Here is a 16838-nt window from a genome sequence, read left to right on the forward strand (position 1 = left end):
GGTGACCCAGTCGTTGCCTTCGCCCTCCAGTGACTGAGGGCGAGAAGACCAGGCTTGTCGCCTGGAGTCAGGAAATGCGCCGCGTGCACGACCGGTTGCGCGAGGCGTTGGAGGTGACCCGCGCCGCGCTGGCCGACGGCGAGGCGGCGGCACCAGCCACCCGTGATCTGCTGCTGTTCTGTCACGGCTTCTGCGCCGCGCTGACCGCACACCACGAGGGCGAGGACCGGGAACTGTTCCCCGCGATCGCCGCCGCCCACCCGCAGTTGCGCGACACCCTGCGGTACCTGAAGCAGGACCACTCGATGATCGCGCACCTCATCGGCGGGCTACAGGCCGCCGTGGAGCGGGCCGCCTCCCCGGCCGAACTCGACCGCCACGTCGAGGGGATCGCCGCCATCATGGAGAGCCACTTCCGCTACGAGGAACGTCAACTCCTGGCGGTACTCGACACGCTCGCGCTGGACGCGGACCCGCACGCCGTCCTGGGACCACTGTGAACCGTCACCGATCACTGACCGCGCACCGGGCGGTTGGCGCTACCCGGGGGGTGACCTGTGCCGACGTTCGTACCCGGCCTGTCGCTGGCCGCCGCCACCTACCGCGAGGCGGTGCGGCCGATCCTCGATGCCGCCCTTCCGGATCTGGCGCACTCGGCGGCGTTACTGGGCCCGGGCTCCGAGGTGCTCGGCTTCGACACCGCCCGCTCGACCGACCACGACTGGGGGCCGCGTCTGCTGCTCTTTCTCCACCCCGCCGACGCCCGTCGGCACGCCCGCCAGATCAGCAGGCTGCTCGCCGAGCGGATGCCCGCCTCGGTGGGCGGCTGGAGCACGAACTTCAGCCCACCTGAACCCGGACGATCACGGACTCTGCGACCCGTCGGCGACGCCCCGGTCGACCACCGCGTCGACCTGCACGACCTCGACACCTGGCTGGTCGACCGGATCGGCGTCGACCCGCGCGACGACATGGCCGCTCACGACTGGCTGGCCATCCCGACCCAACTGCTGCTGGAGGTCACCGAGGGAGCCGTCTTCCACGACGGACTCGGCCAGCTCGAGCCCGTCCGGGCCGCTCTGGCGTGGTACCCGGATGACGTCTGGCGGTATCTGCTGGCCTGCCAGTGGCGGCGTATCGCTCAGGAGGAGGCGTTCCCCGGCCGGTGTGCGGAGAGCGGCGACGACCTCGGCTCCCGGCTGGTCACCGCCCGGTTGGTCCGCGATTTGATGCGCCTGGCGATGCTCATCGAGCGTCGCTACCCGCCCTACAGCAAATGGCTGGGTACCGCGTTCGCCCGGCTGCGCTGCGCCCCGGCGCTGCAACCGCTGCTCGCCGACGCCCTGGCCGACGCCGCATGGCCGCACCGCGAAGACGCACTCTGCGCCGCGTACGAACATCTCGCCCGCGCGCACAACGACCTCGGCCTGAGCGAACCGGTCGAGCCGACCGTGCGCCCGTTCCACGACCGGCCGTACCGCGTGTCAGCAGCGGACCGGTTCGCCGATGCCACCCGCCGTGCGATCACGGACCCACAGGTGTTGGCGTTGCCGCCGTACATCGGCGGGGTCGACCAGTTCGTGGACAGCACCGAGGTACTCAGTACGGCCGACCGGGCCCGCGCGGTCACCGCCGCACTACACCGGCGGTGACCTGGCCGAGCGCGCCGGTACTGGCTCGCTCGCCCATCGAGGCGGTGTGCTGGTGAGTCGGCGCTGACGGAGTCGAGGCATTCGGCACCGCGGTGGGGGCAGAGCACGGCTTCGCTCTTCCCGACCAGTACGGCATGGCGGTCTACATGGCGCACACCGCCACGTTTCCGAAGGTCCGCCGTCATGTCACCCAGACAGAATCCTGCCTGGGTGACATGGCGCTCGCCGGCACTCAGTGCTCGGTCCCCTTGGTGAACATCTGGCCGATCCGGATCTTGTTACCGAACGGGTCGCGGATGCCGAAGTCGATGCCGTACGGCCGTTCCATCGGCTCGTCGGTGATGTCGACGCCCTTGGCGACCAGGTCCTCGTACGTCTTGTAGGCGTCGTCGGTGGTCAGGAAGAGGAAGCCGCCGGTGGCGCCCTTGGTGAGCAGTTCCCGGACCTGCTCGGCGGTGGCCGGGTCGAGGTTCGGCGGGCCCGGCTTCTCCAGCAGGATCTCCCGCTGCCGGTCTCCGGGGATGTTGACCGTGAGCCAGCGCATGAAGCCGAGATCCTGGTCGGTGTGCAGTTCCATGCCGAGCTTTCCGATGTAGAAGTCGAGCGCCTCGTCCTGGTCGAGGACGTAGATCTGAGAGCGGCTGATTGCGTTGATCGTCATGCCCGAAACGCTAGTGCAGTGCCCTGACCTGCTGCTTATCCAAAACTGCTCGGTCTGGTCCACGCCTTCGTGAAGCAGCTCGGCACCGGCGCGACCGGTGCCGTCTGCTGCTTGCGATAGTCGGTGGGCGACTCCCCGACGATCTGCCGGAAGGTACGACTGAACGTCCCGAGACTGCCGAACCCGACCGCGGTGCAGATGTCGGTCACCTCCCGGTCGGTGTGCAGCAGCAGGTACATGGCCCGCTCCACCCGCCTCCGTTGCAGATAGCGGTGCGGGGTCTCGCCGAAGGTCGCCCGGAACGTGCGGATGAAGTGCGCCTCGGAGACGTGCGCGATCCTCGCCAGCGTCGGGATGTCGAGCGGTTCGGCGTACGCCCGGTCCATCGCGTCCCGCGCGCGCAGCATCGCCCGGTTCGTCTCCTCGACTGCCCTGCTCACCGCCACCTCCCACGCACACCGTGCCATGTTCGGCCACCGCCCGTTCCGCCGGGTCGGTGGCGGCACGGGTCGACTCGCTCATCGGCAGTCTGAGTATTGCTTGACGGCCGCACACCCAACCTGTCAGCATTATCTGACAGGGGGGTCAGTAATTTCTGACACCCGGTGCGGAGGGGGCTGACGAATGAGTCGTGAGACGCCGAGCGGCGACGAGCTGTTGGCGGTGCTCGCGGCGCTGGCCAGTCCACACCGGCTGCGGATCGTCGCCGCGCTCGCCGAGGGCCGCAGCTACGTCAGCGCGTTGGCACGCCGGCTGCGGATGAACCGTCCCCTGCTCTACATGCACCTACAGAAGTTGGAGGCCGCCGAGTTGGTCGTCGGCACCCTGGAGACGGCTCCGGACGGCAGCTCGGTCAAGTGGTTCGACCTCGCTCCGTTCGCGCTGACGCTGACTCCGCAGACCATCGCGGCGGCCGTACCGACGTTGACCGTTCCCGGTCAGAAGGATGAGGACTCACAATGACGAGCATCGTGGCCGCCGACGACAACATCCCCGAGATCGCGATGATCACGTCGACCGTGGTGCTGGTCGCGTTGATGGCGATCATCGCGTTCGTGGCGGTGGGGATCTACCGGGCCCGGCACTCCGCCGCCCGGGAACAGCACTACCGACAGCTGGCCGAGCGCGCCGGTGACGCACAGACCCGGCTCGTCGAGCACGCCGGGACCACCGCGACCGCCCTCGACGGCATCCGCGAGGAGCTACACGCGACGCGTACCGAACTGACCGAGGTCAAGGAACGCCTGACCAACCTGGAACGGCTGCTCAGCCAGATCGGCTGACGCGGACGGCGAGGATCCGGACGCGCTTCTCGCGGCGGCCGTCGGATCAGGACCCGCCACCTCCGGCTACAGGGCGGGGCGGATCAGGAAGGTGGCGGTCGCGGGTGAGGCGCCGTTACCGATCGGTGAGATCCGCATCTGCCGATGGGAGTCGTGGCTGAGGTACCGGTCGGGGTAGTTGTAGGCGCGCAGTGAGACGTGTCGGCCGCCGATGCCGGTGACCGGGCAGAAGGTGCTGTCGGCACGGAACAGTGCGCTGCCGTCGGAGCGGTGCAGGAACACCCGGAACTCGACGTGTCGCAAGTGGTAGCCGGGGAAGTTGACCGACTCGAACGAGACGCATCCGCTGTCGGCGAGGCCGGTACGGACCACGAAGGCGGCATCGGCTTTCACACCGGGGCCGCTGGCAGGACCCACCCGCTCGGCCCGAGCCTGGAAGTTGACGTGTCGTACCCGGTGACCGGGCAGGTTCGCGAACTCCAGCCCGATACGGGCACCGGGTACCAGCGCCGGTCCGCCCGGGTCGGCGGGTGCGGCCGGAGGCGGTACAGGCGAATTCGGCGCGGCCGGTGGGGCGTGGCTGCCCGGCATCGCCGGTACGGTGTCGGGGACGGTTGTCGGGTCAGGGCTGGCGTCGCCACCGGCGGCGCGCGGATTGAGACCGGGCCGGGCCACCGTGTCGGCGATCGGGCTCGGCGGAGCGGACTCGGCGGCTCGGGTCTCGGGTCTGGTGACGTCGGTAGGCCGGTCGCCGAGGGCAGGATCTGCGGGCGAGGGCATCCCGGCGACGAACTCGCCGCGGATCGGCTCCTGGGGGCTCGCGTCGCGTAGTGCTATCACGCCGATCAGCGCGGTGACGACGACGAGACCGACGCCGCCGAGCAGGTGCGTACGACGTGGGGCGGCCCGGCCGACGAGCTGAGCCCGGCGGTCTGCGGCGGCGCGTGACGCGGTGCCACGAGCACGGCGCTGGCCGACGGCTCCGCCGGTCACCCGGTACCGGCCGACCGCCGCTCCCGGGTCCGCCGCCGCCAGCGGTTCGGCGGTCGGTTTCGGATCGTCGGGGGCCGTTGGGTGTTGAGCGGCAGGCACCGCGCTGTCAGGTAGGGGCTGGCCATGGTCCGGATCAGATTGGCCGGTCTGGGAAAGCCAGCCACCTATCCGCAGGTGTGACTGACCACTGCCATTCTGGGACATGATGCTCTCCTGCTGGCTCAGCACCCACGCCTGCCCGGACATGATCACAGGGCCGTAGCGGACACAATGTCACCTTCGCCACGCGGACGCCAGCCCGCGCGGCGCGGGCCAGGTCCAGAGCCGTCGGCGTACCGCCTTCCTCCGTTGTCGCGCCTGCCGATCCGGTACGCCCGGGTGCCGCGGCACGGACAGGGCGGTCAGTGTCCGTCGACCGTGGCGGACTCGCCCGCGCGTTGGCCGACGCTGACCTGTGCGCCGTGCCGAGGTTGGGGCGGCTTGGACGCACGGCGGCCCTCTCGGTCACCGACCGCAGGCAGGGCGAGCTTCCGGGCGTACGCGATGGCGGCCGGGGTGTCGGGGAAGACGAGGCCGTCCCGACGCAACTGGTCGGCCACGCCGAGTGCATCGAGCACCTGATCGTGGCCGGGCACGATGCCGGAGAGCAGCACGGTGATCCCGCGTCCCTGAAGTCGACGGATCGCGTCGCCGAGGACCTGGGCGCCGGTGGCGTCGATGGTGGAGACCCGGGACATCCGCAGGATGACCACCCGCACGTCGGCGACGTCGGAGAGCCGGAGCAGGAAGTTGTGCGCGGCGGCGAAGAAGAGCGGCCCGTCGAGCCGGTAGGCCACGATGTGTTCGGCGAGCAGGGCCCGCTCCTCGGCGCTGTGCTCGCTGGAGTCCAGCGGCACCTGTTCGAGTTTGGCGCTGCGGGCGATGGCGCGTAGCGCCACCACGACCGCCACCGCGACACCGACGGCCACGGCGGTGACCAGATCCCAGATCACGGTGACGGCGAAGGTCAGCACCAGCACGAGGGCGTCGCCCCGGGTGGACCGGGCCAGCGCCCGCAGTGACGCCGCCTCGACCATCCGCACGGTGGTGGCCAGCAGGACACCGGCCAGCGCGGCGAGCGGAATCCGGCTGACCAGCGGAGCGGCGGCCAGCACGATGACGGCCAGCACCACCGCGTGGGTCAGCGCCGCCAGTTTCGAGGCCGCTCCGGCCCGCACGTTGACGGCGGTACGCGCGATGGCCGCGGTGGCGGGAATGCCACCGAACAGCGGGGAGGCCAGGTTGGCCAGGCCCTGGCCGAAGAGTTCGCGGTCCGGGTCGTGCCGCTGGCCGACGGTCATCCCGTCAGCGACGGTGGCCGAGAGCAGACTCTCCAGCGCGGCCAGCGCGGCCACCGCGAGCGCGGCGGGCAGCAGCACACCCACCGCCCCCAGATCGAGGAAGTCCAGCGACGGCGCGGGCAGCCCCTGCGGCAGCGCGCCGATCCGGACCAGGTCGGCCGGCACGAACTCGGCGAGCAGCGTGGCGGCGGCCACCGCCAGCAGGGAGAAGGGTACGGCGGGACGCCACCGGGCACCGATCAGCATCACCGCCGCGACGCCGAGGGCCACCGCGACGGCCGCCGGACGAGGGTGTACGACGAAGCGGGCGACCGCGTCGGCCGCCACCGCCCACACCTTCTCACCCTGCGCGTCGGTGACGCCGAGCGCGGCGGGCACCTGTTGCAGGGCGATCACCACGGCGATGCCGGCGGTGAAGCCCTCGATCACCGGCACCGGCAGGTAGCGGACGTAGCGGCCCAGGCGGGCGAGGGCCAGGACGATCAGGATCAACCCGGCCAGCGCGCCGACCATGAGCACCCCGGTCGGCCCGAACTGCGCCACGACCGGCACCAGCACCACGGTCATCGCGCCGGTCGGACCGGACACCTGGAGGTTAGAGCCGCCGAAGACGGCCGCCACCGCACCGGCGACCACGGCGGTGACCAGCCCGGCCTCCGCGCCGAGTCCGGAGGTGACGCCGAAGGCGAGCGCCAGCGGCAACGCGACGATGGCCACGGTGAGCCCGGCGACGAGGTCCCGGCGGGGCGAGCGGCGTACCGCCTGCCAGTCGGCGCGACCCGGCAACAGGTCGCGGACGCGACGCCAGGCGGCGGACAGGGTCTCTCCGGCCGGGTTGGTCGGCCGGGTGTCGGGGGCAGTCACCGGTCCGGTCCGCCGGCGCGCAACTCGTCGAGCAGGCCGTCCCGGTCGGTGAGCACCGCGCCGAGGATCCGCCGCCCGGCGGCCAACAGGTCGGCCACGTCGGGGGTGCTGAGCGCGTACATCACCAGGGAACCGTCCCGGTACGAGGTGACCATGCCGGCCCGGCGCAGCACGGCGAGCTGCTGGGAGAGGTTGGACGCCTCGACGTCGATGGCGGCCAGCAGGTCGCGCACCGGCTTGGGGCCGTCCTGAAGCAGCTCCAACGCCCGGATCCGGACCGGATGTCCGAGGGTGCGGAACAGCTCCGCCTTCGCCTGGTACAGCGGCACCGACACGCCCGCGCTCCTTTCGGTGCCACCACCCGGCGACACCGTGAAGACTTTAGCACTTGCGAAATTCTTCAAGTCGGTGGGTGCGGTGGACCGCCCGGTGCGGCGGCCCGGTCACCGGCCGCCGCACCGTCGCCGCCGGGTCACCAGCCGGCGAACAGCGCTCCGAGATCCTTGTACGCCTGGTCGAAACGGGCCAACGAGGCCGCGATGTTGGGCTCCGGATCCGGGTCGCCGAGCGCCTTCTGCATCAGCCCGATCCCGCCGGCGATGTTCACGCCGCTGGCCACCAGCATCGGCTGCGGCTCCGGATCGCCGTAGAACTTCCCGTTCTTCAGGTCCGCCCAACCGACCTGACCCAGTTCCACCTCCGAGTCGTCCAGCTGCTTCGCCGACGACCAGAAGCTCTCCGTCGCCAGGTCACGCAGATAACTCTGCTCCACCGGATCCACCGCCTGGGCCGACTCCCCCAGCAACGACAGCCCTCGGCCCAGCAGTTTCAGATACTCGATGCGCTTCCCCGGATCGATTCGGTCCCACAGGTCGAACACCGGCGGACAGGTCAGGCACTCGACCGGTCCGATCGGCTTCGGCTTGAAGTCGGGCAACGGGATCGTGTGACAGTCGAAGACGGGCCGGCCGTCGAACTCGCCGACCTTGAAGCAGATCGTCACCGGCTGACCGCCAGCGTGGGCCGGAGCAGCCGGTACCAGCAGCGTCGCGGCGACGACCAGCGCCATCGCGAGCAACGCGCGCCGAACAGGACCCATGAGGAACCTCCTTTTAGGAGAGTCGATGTCTGCTCATTCTGAGCCCGCAACCGAACGGAGGCGTAGGAAGAGTTGCCTTCAGGACAATCGAATGGTGGTTATCCCGGCGAACCGTCTTCCTGCCGGTCGTTGACGCAACGGAGCACCGGGCGCGACGCCAGCGCGGCGACGTCCAGCGGGGCGTCGGCCCGCACGGTGAACGTGGCCGACTCCCCGGGAAGCAGGGTGACCAGCGCCGTGTCGACCTCGGCGGACGGGTTGAGCCGATCCGGATACAGGGTCACATCGCGCAGGATGGTGCGGGCGGTGACGCGTACCCGTTGGCCGCCGTCGACCGGCTCCACGGTCGCGTCGAAGGCCGCCGCCGGCCATCGCACGTCACGGTCCTCGGCGAAGAACCACCACGCCCGCTCGGCCTGGTCGCCGGGGTCGGCGACCAGCAGTTCGGCCCGGCCGTCGTCGGGCCGGGTCAGCTCGTCCGGCAGCGCCACGGTCACCGCCGAGTACGCGGGCACGTCCAGTTCCACTGTGGTCTTCGCCTTCGGCTCACCGGCCAGGGTGAGCCGGGCGACGGTGGTCGACCCCCGCCACGGCCGCCCGCCGTCGTTGACCGCGACCACGGCCAGTCCGGCGCCGCGTGGCTGCACGGTGAGCAGCCGGTCGGCGTACGCCCGACGCAGCGCGTACCAGAGTGGTTTGCGGCGGCCGTCGCCGTCGACGGCGGACCACGAGGTGACCGGCCAGCAGTCGTTGAGTTGCCAGACGATGGTGCCCATGCACCGCCCTCGGTGGGAACGGAAGTGTTCCACCCCGAGGGCGACGGCCCGCGCCTGATTGAGCTGCGTCAGCCAGTGCCAGTCGTCGAAGTCGCGCGGCTCGGGCAGGTGCGCCTCCAGCCCCCGGCGCAGTTTCCGGTCACCGTCGGCGGCCTTCTGGTGGTGTGCCATGCCGGGTGAGTCGTGGGCGAGAGGCTCGTCGGAGAGGGCCCGGCGCAGCGTCGCGTACGCGGGCGGGCCCTGGTAGCCGAACTCGGCGACGAACCGGGGCAGATACTCGCGGTACTTGACGTAGTCGTCGGTGTTCCACACGTCCCAGATGTGCGTGGTGCCGTAAGCCGGATGGTTGGGGTGGATCGTCTCGCTGCCCGACCAGGGGCTACCCGGCCAGTACGGCCGGGTCGGGTCCAACCTGGCCACGATGCCGGGCAGCAGGTCGAGGTAGTAGCCCCGCCCCCAGCTACGCCCGGCCAGTGGTGCCTGCCAGTCCCAGTCGTGCCAGCCCCAGATGTTCTCGTTGTTGCCGGTCCACAACACCAGCGAGGGGTGCGACGCGAGCCGGATCACCTGTTCGACGGCCTCGGCGGCCACCTCGGTGGCGAACGGCTCCTCCTCCGGGTACGCGGCGCAGGCGAAGAGGAAGTCCTGCTGCACCAGAAGTCCCCGTTCGTCGGCCAGGTCGTAGAAGTCGTCCGACTCGTACCGGCCGCCGCCCCAGACCCGCAGCAGGTTGACGTGCGCGGCCTCGGCCTGGTCGAAGCGTTCGGCCAGACGCCGACGGGTGACCCGGTTCGGGAAGACGTCGTCCGGGATCCAGTTGACTCCCCGCACGAAGACCGGCACCTCGTTGACGTACAGCGTGAACGGAGCACCGTGCTCGTCGGGGGTGGTGTCCAGGCGTACCGACCGGAACCCGATCCGGCGGTGCCACTCGTCGAGAGTGCCACCGTCGTCGTCGTGCAGGGTGACCGTCAGGTCGTGCAGGTTCGGTGCGCCGTAGCCTCGGGGCCACCAGAGTTCCGGCCGGTGGACGGTGAGAGTCAGCACCGCCGAGAACTGCCCCGCCGGGAGGATCACCTCGGCGTGCCGGCCCGCCAGCCGCGCCCGCACGGTGAGCGGCCGGTCGGCGACCCGTTCCACGTCGACGTGCACCTCCGCCCGGCCGGTGTCGCCGTCGACGGTGACGACCGGGCGCACCTTTGCCAGTCGACCCACCGACCAGCAGTGCAGGCCGATCCCCTGCCAGATGCCGGCGGTGACCAGCGTCGGTCCCCAGTCCCAGCCGAAGTTACAGGCCGTCTTGCGGATGAACTGGAACGGCTCCGGGTACGCGTTGGGCCGGTCGCCGAGCCGGTCCCGTTGCGCCTCGGCGTACCGGTAGGCGGAGTCGAAGCGTACCGCCAGGTGGTTGTCCTCGGCGCGGAGCAGCGACGTGACCTCGAAGCGATAGCCCCGGTGCATGTTCTCGGTGCGACCGACCTCGACCCCGTTGAGCGTGATCGTGGCGACCGTGTCCAGGCCGGCGCAGACCAGGTCGAGGCGGGTGTGTTCGCCGGACGGCCGGTCGAAGGTCGTCTCGTACGCCCAGTCGGTGCGGCCGATCCAGGCCAACCCGGTCTCGTTGTCGTCGAGGTACGGGTCGGGGATCAGCCCGGCCGCCAGCAGGTCGGTGTGCACGCAGCCCGGCACGCTCGCCGGCACCATCACCCCGTCGATCTCGGGTGGCACCTGCGGCTGGTCGGGCACCGCCCACATGGTCCACCCGTCGTGCAGCGCCAGCCGGGTCGGGTCGTTCCCCCGCGCATCGCTCAAGATTCCACCGCGCCTTCCATGGTTCCCCGCAGCCATCGATGAGTAACCGTCTCATGACCCGTCCCCCGAAACCTGTCGGCAACGGCCAAGAGATCGAGCAATGTTGACTGAACCGGATAAGCCAGGCGACCGTACGAGGGCGAGCGGGCCCACAGCCACCCGGGCAACAGGGCGGGTAGCGTGTCCACCGCCGCGCACGCCATCGACGCGGTCGGCCGGACGAACTGGTTCAGGAGGACGTACGCCGGTGAAGCGACCCACGATCGCGGACGTCGCCCGGCGGGCAGGGGTTTCCAAGGGCGCGGTCTCGTACGCGCTGAACGGCCAGCCCGGCGTCTCCGAGGCGACCCGGCAACGCATTATCGCCATCGCCGCCGAGATCGGGTTCAGCCCGAGCAGCGCCGCCCGTGCCCTGTCCGGCGCGACCGCCAGCGCCATCGGCCTGATCCTCGCCCGACCGGCCCGCACCCTCGGCATCGAGCCCTTCTTCATGGAGTTGATCAGCGGCGTCGAGGCGGAGTTGTCCGCCCGGTCGTACGCGTTGACCCTCCAGATGGTCGCCGACCAGACCGCCGAGATCGCGGTCTACCGACGCTGGTGGGCCGAGCGGCGGGTCGACGGCGTGCTCATCTGTGACCTGCGGATCGACGACGGCCGGGTGCCGGTGCTGGAGGAACTGGGTCTGCCGGCGGTGGTGATCGGCGGCCCGACCGGCACCGGTGGGTTGCCCAGTGTCTGGTCGGACGACGCGGCGGCGTTGGTGGAGACCGTGGAGTACCTCTACGCCCTCGGCCACCGGCGGATCGCCCGGGTCGGCGGCCTGCCCGAGCTCCAGCACACCGCGATCCGCACCGAGGCGTTCACCGAGGTGTGCCGGCGTCTCGGCCTCGCCGACGCGGTCACCGTCTCCTCCGACTACACCGGCGAGGAGGGCGCGCGGGCGACCCGGCGACTGCTCAGCTCCCGGGTACGACCGACTGCGGTGATCTACGACAACGACGTGATGGCCATCGCCGGGCTCTCGGTCGCCCAGGAGATGGGGCTGACTGTCCCGGCTGATCTGTCCATCGTGGCCTGGGACGACTCCCCGCTGTGTCGGCTGGTGCACCCACCGCTCACCGCGCTGAGTCGGGACATCCCGGAACACGGGGCACACGCGGCGCGGCAACTGCTCCAGCTGATCGAGGGCGCACCGACGGGCGGGCTGGAGGACGAGACACCCCACCTGACCCCGCGTGGCAGCACCGGCCCACCGCCACCGACAGGCGCAACGGTCGCGCAACCACGGTGATCAGCGCGAGGTCGACGGAAACTCCTCGAAGTACGCCTCGACCCGCTCCGCGGTCGCCGGCCTGGCCAGCTCGAATCCCTGGCCGTAGCGGCATCCGGCCCGATGCGCCGCCTCGACCTGATGCGCCGACTCCAGTTCCTCGGCCACCACCTCGAGGCCGAGACGTTCGGCGACGGTGACGACCACGTCCAGCAGTGGACGGTGCGGGTCACCACCCGCCGTGGCCACCTCCGGGCCGACCTTGAGCAGGTCGATCGGCAGCCGCCGGAGCTGGGTGAGCGACGCCTGCTCGGCACGGAAGTCGTCGAGCGCCGTCCGGATGCCCATCGACCGCAGCCCGGCCAGCCGGGCCACCACCGTGGGCAGTTCGGTGGCCACCTTCGGCTCGGCGACCTCGATGACCAACTGGTCCGGCCCGATCCCGTACGCCTCCAGCACCGCCGCCGTGCGGGGTACGAAGTCCGGGGAGGTGAGTTCCCGGGTGGTCACGTTGACCGCCATCCACAGCCGTCGCCCGCCCACGCTCCAGTCGGCCAACTGTCGGCAGGCCCGGTCGAGCACCCAGACGCCCAGCTCACCGACGATGTCGAGGTCCTCGGCCACCGGGAGCAGCTCCGCCGGGAACACGGTGCCGAGCACCGGGTTACGCCAGCGCAGCAGCGCCTCCGTACCGACCGGAGCCTGGTCGGCCAAGCCGAGCACCGGCTGGTAGACCAGGTCCAACTCGCCCCGGGCGACCGCACCGGGCAGCTCCCGCTCCAGGTCCAGCCGACGAACCAGCTGCTCCTCCAGGTAGGCGTCGTACCACTCGACCCGGTCCCGACCGAGCTGGGCCGCGCGCCGACGGGCGAGGTCGGCCTGGCGGAGCAGTTCCTCCGGACGCCCCCGGCCCAACTCGGCCAGCCCGACGCTGGGTCGCGACCGCAGCACCGCCCCGGAGACCTCGTAGGGCCGGCTCAGCGCGGCGAGCAGCCGGGCGCCCAGCGCGTACGCGATCATCGGTCCCGACCCGCTGATCACCGCGAGCCCACTGCCGGCCAGGTCGAACACCTCGTCCTCGTCGGCCACCACGGCTCGGGCCCGGCGGACGGCCTCGGCGGCCACGTCGTCGCGCACCAGGCGGCCGGGCAGCTCGGTGAGATGCAGGTCGACCACGAGCAGTGCGCCGCAGGCCGGTTCCGAGCGGGCCGCCAGCGCCCGCAGCAGGTCGGCACGTCCGGTCGCGCCGCCCGGACCGGCCGCCGCGGAGGGCGCCGGAGCCGGGTCGGTGACCGTCGGCCCGTCCGGCACGGCCGGTGCGGCCCCGAACAGCTCCCGTACCACCAGCGGGGGAACTGCGGCGAGCGCGAGCAGCACCGCCGTAAGGTCCGGCAGGAAGCCGGCCTGTAGCTGGTAGACGACGGCGACCACCGCCGCGACCGGTGGCAGCACCGCCCGGGGCCAACGCAGCGCGGTCTGCCCGGCCGGCGGGACCTGGCCCACCTGCCGACCCCCGGCGGCGACCAGCAACACGCCGACCACGAGGGGAGGTACGGCCAGCAGCGCCGCCCGCCCGGCGGCCGGACCGGCCGGCAGCGCGGCCAGCAGCACCAGGGCGAGGAGGGTCAACGCCGCGCCGCCGCGACAGCGGGCGCTGCCACGGTGCCGGTCCGCCCCGCTCAGCGCGGCCAACGCGTCGACGGCGAGCAGGCCCAGGGCCACCGCCACCATCAGCCGAACCGGGGACGTCACACCGGCGTACGGCAGCAGCAGCCAGGCGGTGAGCACCAAACAGACACCGGGGGCGACCTGGTCGAGCAGGCGGTGCAGGCGGTCCCGGACCGGCGGACGGGATCGGGGCGACAGGCTGAACAGGCCGCCGACGAGCAGGGCCGCAGTGCCGACGAGCCCCGCCACGGCGGCGGCCGGGCGGTAACCGGCGGAGGCCAGCGGCAGCACCGCCGCGGTCAGACCGGCGGTCACCACCGCGGCGTGCAGCAGACCGGCGGCCCGACGGGGCCGCGCCGCGCGTCGACGGGCCAGCCGGCCGACGGACGGGCCTCCGGGGGGCGATTCGGGATTCAGGGTCAGCCGGGACAACCGCACCCCGGCCAGGGTGGACGCGGCTGCGCTGGCGAGCGCCACCACGGCGAGCGCGGGCACCGGACCGGTCGCACCGAGGACGATCAGCACTGCGGCGACCGCGAGGACAGAGATCTCCGGCAGGAGCGGACGGCAGCTCGTGGCACGGAACGGGGCGGCACGGAACACAGGCACGACGTTCGCCTTCGTGAGGGGGCACTGGGGCGGTACGCGGACGGTGGACATGGTCCACCGCCCACCATCGATGAACGACCATCCCGGCGGTAAGTGACGGTCAATCGACAGTGAGTTAGGTCACCGCCACTGAGTGTCCCGATCCGGGCACGAACACGTCCGCCCGGGAGGTGTTCCACCCGACGGTCTCGGCCCACCGTTGGCCGTCGCGACCCGGGTGGGATCATCTGGTCATGCCTCGCACCGACACCGCACGATTCCGGCACAACCAGGCCATCCTGGTCGGGGCGATCGTCGCCACCATCGGCGCTCTCCCACTGGCCAGTGCCCGCCCCTATCTGCTGCCGGTGCTGCTGGTCCCGGTGGCGGTGGCCGTCTGGGCCTGGCGGGCCGGGACCGACGCCGACGCCCGTGGACTGCGCGTCCGGGCGCTCGCCGGCGAGCGCCGGATCTCCTGGGAGCAGGTGGTCGAGCTGACCGCCGACCCACGTGGTCGGGCGGTGGCCCAACTCGACGACGGCCGCTGGTTCATGCTTCCGGCCGTCCGCCGCGAGGACCTGTCCCGGCTGGCGGCCGCGGCTGGGCGCGCCGCGCCCGACTCGAATCAGTAGCCGTCCACCACCACGTTGCGCGGTGGCTCGCCAGCCGCGAACCGTCGGATCTGCTGACCGACCAGGCGGTACGCCCTGGGCAGCAGGCCCCGCACCGAGCCGGCCACATGTGGCGTGAGCAGCACGTTCGGCATCTCCCAGAGCGGGTGGTCGGCGGGGAGCGGCTCGGGGTCGGTCACGTCCAGAGCGGCGGAGATCCGTCCGGTGGCAAGCTCGGCGACCAGGACGTCGGTCCGAGCCACCGGCCCTCGGGCGGCGTTCACCAGCAGCGCGCCGTCGCGCATCGCGGCGAGGAACGTCTCGTCGACCAGCCCGCGGGTCTGCTCGGTCAGCGGCACCAACAGCACCACGACATCGGCCTGCGGCAGAAGGCGCGGCAGTTCGTCGACGCCGTGCACACCCTGCTCGGGCCGGGCGGTCCGGGCTACCAGCGTGAACTCGACCTCGAACGGCGTCAGCCGGTCCCGCAGCGCGGTGCCGATCGAACCCGCCCCGACGATCAGCACCCGCTTGCCGGCCAGCTCGTCGGTGGGAGCCACCTCGTCGTACGCCCACTGTCGCCGGGCCTGGGCCCGAGCCATGGCCGGGAACGCGCGCAGCTGGGACAGGATCGCCGCGACCACCCACTCGGCGGTCGACGGGTCGTGCACCCCACGAGCGTCACAGAGCGTGACACCGGCCGGTACCCGTCCCACCCAGGCGTCCGCACCGGCCGAGAGCAGCTGCACCACCGCCAGGTCAGGCAGCTCGTGCAGCAGCGCCACGGCCTCCCCACCGGCCAGGAAGGGCGGTACCCAGAACCGGACGCCGGCCACCGGTGAGGGCAGCTTCGCCGGATCCTCCATCGTCTCGACGGTGACCTCCGGCGGCAGCTCGCCGAGCAAGGCGTGGCCGGCCTCGTGCGGAATCCATACCTTCACCTCGCCGACGATAGGCGTCCAGACGGGCCGACCAGCCGATGGGGGTCGGCCCGCCTGGCCTTCCACGGGGCGGGGCCGGGCGGGCTACTCTGGGGCGGGTGAGCGCTCCCCCGTACCTCCGCGCCCGTCAGGTCCGAGCCGCCCTCGTGGCGGCCTGCGCGACGTTGCTGCTCGTCGCCAGCGGTTGCAGTCTCGGGGATCCGGAACCCGACCCGGCCGGCGAGCCGCCGAACCTGCCCCGCCCCACCCTCACCCCGGGCAACGGCGACCAGGAGGTCGTCACCACCGTGCTCGCCCAGGGGTTGCGGGTGCCGTGGGGGATCGCCTTCCTGCCGGACGGCGGCGCTCTGGTCACCGAACGTGACAGTGGCCGCATCGTCCAGGTCGGGCCCGAGTCGACCAAGGACGGTCTGAAGGTCACCGAGGTGCAGACCATCGAGGATGTGACCGCCGGCGGCGAGGGTGGTCTGCTGGGCATCGCGGTGTCTCCGGAGTTCGCCCAGAACCGCACCGTCTTCGTCTACTACACCGCCGAGCGGGACAACCGGGTGGCCCGACTGCGGCTCGGTGAGGCGCCGACTCCGATTCTCACCGGCATCCCCAAGGCCGGCATCCACAACGGCGGCGGCCTGGCGTTCGGCCCCGACGGGCACCTCTACGTCAGCACCGGCGACGCCGGGGAGACCGACCAGTCGCAGGACGTCAAGCAGCTCGGGGGCAAGATCCTGCGAATCACGCCGGAGGGGAAGCCGGCCCCCGGGAACCCCTTCCCGAACTCCCCGGTCTGGTCCCTCGGCCACCGCAACGTGCAGGGCATCGCCTGGGCCGGTGAACGGATGTACGCCGTCGAGTTCGGCCAGAACACCTGGGACGAGATCAACCAGATCACCAAGGGCAAGAACTACGGCTGGCCCGAGGTCGAGGGGCGCGAGGGCGACAAGCGGTACGTGGATCCGATCGTGCAGTGGTCGACCGACGAGGCGTCCTGCTCCGGCCTGGCCGCGACGGAACGGATGCTCGCCACCGCCTGCCTGCGCGGTCAGCGACTCTGGCTGGTCGAGCTGACCGAGACCGGCACGGTCCTCGGTCAACCGCAGGAACTGCTGACCGAGCGGTACGGGCGACTGCGGGCGATCGCCGCCGCCCCGGACGGCTCGCTCTGGGTCAGCACCTCCAACCACGACGGGCGTGGTCGGCCGGTACCCGAGGACGACCGGTTGCTGCGCCTCGTCTTCTCCGGTGGCGGTGCCGGACGCAGCTGACGCGGTCACCCGACCCGT

16 protein-coding genes are annotated in these 16838 nt (G+C 71.6%); 7 read left to right on the plus strand and 9 right to left on the minus strand.

The genetic code is table 11. The features are described from left to right. Positions 1 to 74 precede the first annotated feature (74 nt). Together FF096_RS08105 and FF096_RS08110 are read left to right on the plus strand one after the other, a co-directional pair. Positions 75 to 500 carry a hemerythrin domain-containing protein gene (locus FF096_RS08105; RefSeq protein WP_155215834.1) on the plus strand — a complete coding sequence of 142 codons (426 nt, stop codon included), beginning with the start codon at positions 75 to 77 and terminating at the stop codon, positions 498 to 500. A gap of 57 nt (positions 501 to 557) precedes the next feature. Next, positions 558 to 1652, plus strand: coding sequence for a DUF4037 domain-containing protein (locus FF096_RS08110; RefSeq protein ID WP_309222893.1), 1095 nt, complete (start codon positions 558 to 560; stop codon positions 1650 to 1652). Between the two features lie 232 nt (positions 1653 to 1884). Here the strand turns inward: FF096_RS08110 and FF096_RS08115 are convergent, their stop codons facing one another. Together FF096_RS08115 and FF096_RS08120 are read right to left on the minus strand one after the other, a co-directional pair. Then, positions 1885 to 2313, minus strand: a complete 429-nt coding sequence (locus tag FF096_RS08115; protein ID WP_155215836.1) for a VOC family protein — start codon at positions 2311 to 2313, stop codon at positions 1885 to 1887. A 35-nt stretch (positions 2314 to 2348) separates the two neighbouring features. Then, positions 2349 to 2753 (minus strand): AraC family transcriptional regulator, encoded by a 405-nt coding sequence (locus FF096_RS08120; RefSeq protein ID WP_309222894.1) that lies wholly within the window; start codon positions 2751 to 2753, stop codon positions 2349 to 2351. Positions 2754 to 2937: 184 nt separating this feature from the next. On the opposite strand from FF096_RS08120, the gene FF096_RS08125 reads away from it, so the two are divergent. Together FF096_RS08125 and FF096_RS08130 are read left to right on the plus strand one after the other, a co-directional pair. After that, complete coding sequence (locus FF096_RS08125; RefSeq protein WP_155215843.1) at positions 2938 to 3276, plus strand: winged helix-turn-helix domain-containing protein; 339 nt, start codon at positions 2938 to 2940, stop codon at positions 3274 to 3276. Continuing rightward, the gene (locus FF096_RS08130; protein WP_155215845.1) at positions 3273 to 3596 is read left to right on the plus strand and encodes a hypothetical protein; all 324 of its coding nucleotides are present in this window, start codon (positions 3273 to 3275) and stop codon (positions 3594 to 3596) included. Before FF096_RS08125 ends, FF096_RS08130 begins: the two co-directional genes overlap by 4 nt. A 66-nt stretch (positions 3597 to 3662) precedes the next feature. Here FF096_RS08130 and FF096_RS27255 read toward each other — a convergent pair whose 3' ends face one another. The 5 genes from FF096_RS27255 to FF096_RS08155 all read right to left on the minus strand — a co-directional run bounded on the left by FF096_RS27255 (position 3663) and on the right by FF096_RS08155 (position 10423). Continuing rightward, the gene (locus FF096_RS27255; RefSeq protein WP_309222895.1) at positions 3663 to 4688 is read right to left on the minus strand and encodes an AbfB domain-containing protein; all 1026 of its coding nucleotides are present in this window, start codon (positions 4686 to 4688) and stop codon (positions 3663 to 3665) included. Between the two features lie 302 nt (positions 4689 to 4990). After that, on the minus strand, positions 4991 to 6748 hold the full coding sequence (locus FF096_RS08140; RefSeq protein ID WP_230462399.1) for a SulP family inorganic anion transporter: 1758 nt from the start codon (positions 6746 to 6748) through the stop codon (positions 4991 to 4993). Positions 6749 to 6789: 41 nt separating this feature from the next. Next, a complete protein-coding gene (locus tag FF096_RS08145) occupies positions 6790 to 7128 on the minus strand; it encodes a metalloregulator ArsR/SmtB family transcription factor (protein WP_309222896.1) in 339 nt (112 codons plus the stop codon). Between the two features lie 137 nt (positions 7129 to 7265). Continuing rightward, positions 7266 to 7892 carry a hypothetical protein gene (locus tag FF096_RS08150; protein WP_155215849.1) on the minus strand — a complete coding sequence of 209 codons (627 nt, stop codon included), beginning with the start codon at positions 7890 to 7892 and terminating at the stop codon, positions 7266 to 7268. A gap of 98 nt (positions 7893 to 7990) precedes the next feature. After that, positions 7991 to 10423, minus strand: coding sequence for a glycoside hydrolase family 2 protein (locus FF096_RS08155; RefSeq protein WP_230462400.1), 2433 nt, complete (start codon positions 10421 to 10423; stop codon positions 7991 to 7993). Positions 10424 to 10727: 304 nt separating this feature from the next. On the opposite strand from FF096_RS08155, the gene FF096_RS08160 reads away from it, so the two are divergent. After that, entirely contained in the window at positions 10728 to 11771 is a 1044-nt protein-coding gene (locus tag FF096_RS08160) for a LacI family DNA-binding transcriptional regulator (RefSeq protein WP_309222897.1), read from the plus strand. On the opposite strand, the gene FF096_RS08165 is transcribed toward FF096_RS08160, so the two are convergent. Next, positions 11772 to 14027 carry a bifunctional diguanylate cyclase/phosphodiesterase gene (locus tag FF096_RS08165; RefSeq protein ID WP_309222898.1) on the minus strand — a complete coding sequence of 752 codons (2256 nt, stop codon included), beginning with the start codon at positions 14025 to 14027 and terminating at the stop codon, positions 11772 to 11774. Positions 14028 to 14260: 233 nt separating this feature from the next. Here FF096_RS08165 and FF096_RS08170 point away from each other — a divergent pair, with 233 nt between their 5' ends. Continuing rightward, positions 14261 to 14638: a PH domain-containing protein gene (locus FF096_RS08170; RefSeq protein WP_155215857.1), complete on the plus strand. Its 378-nt coding sequence runs from the start codon at positions 14261 to 14263 to the stop codon at positions 14636 to 14638. Here FF096_RS08170 and FF096_RS08175 read toward each other — a convergent pair. Then, positions 14632 to 15558 (minus strand): 2-hydroxyacid dehydrogenase, encoded by a 927-nt coding sequence (locus tag FF096_RS08175; protein ID WP_309222899.1) that lies wholly within the window; start codon positions 15556 to 15558, stop codon positions 14632 to 14634. The genes FF096_RS08170 and FF096_RS08175 overlap by 7 nt on opposite strands. A 38-nt stretch (positions 15559 to 15596) precedes the next feature. On the opposite strand from FF096_RS08175, the gene FF096_RS08180 reads away from it, so the two are divergent. After that, positions 15597 to 16820: a sorbosone dehydrogenase family protein gene (locus FF096_RS08180; protein WP_155215859.1), complete on the plus strand. Its 1224-nt coding sequence runs from the start codon at positions 15597 to 15599 to the stop codon at positions 16818 to 16820. Positions 16821 to 16838: the final 18 nt, after the last annotated feature.

This window comes from Micromonospora sp. CP22 (assembly GCF_009712475.1).
Lineage (GTDB): Bacteria > Actinomycetota > Actinomycetes > Mycobacteriales > Micromonosporaceae > Micromonospora.